The organism is Frankia sp. Mgl5, from assembly GCF_023242985.1.
GTDB lineage: Bacteria > Actinomycetota > Actinomycetes > Frankiales > Frankiaceae > Parafrankia > Parafrankia soli.
In genome coordinates this window covers 1-243 of record NZ_JALKFY010000305.1, presented here as the reverse complement: position 1 = coordinate 243, position 243 = coordinate 1, and the positions used below count along the sequence as shown (strand labels likewise).

At 56.0% G+C, this 243-nt stretch carries 1 protein-coding gene; it reads right to left on the bottom strand.

Going from position 1 to position 243, the window contains the following annotated elements:
• Positions 1–243, bottom strand: a 243-nt coding sequence (locus tag MXD62_RS09450; protein ID WP_248828983.1) for a gamma-glutamyltransferase, incomplete at both ends; no start/stop codon positions are given.

Here is a 243-nt window from a genome sequence, read left to right as displayed (position 1 = left end):
CTACAGCGATATGGCGGGCAGTCGTCCAGTTCACTTTAACCCCTTTTTCGGCCAACTCGATGGCTGGATCGATCACCTGCGACAGCTTCATGGTTCCGTACTGATCAAGCGCTGTTTGCAGCCCCAGCAACGTACCCGGTACCCCGATCGCCTTGCCATTGGTGTGACGCTGGAACCACTCGATCGGCTTGCCGTTTTTGTCGAGAAATTGGGTCGGGTAAGCTTTTTGCGGCGCCATTTCCC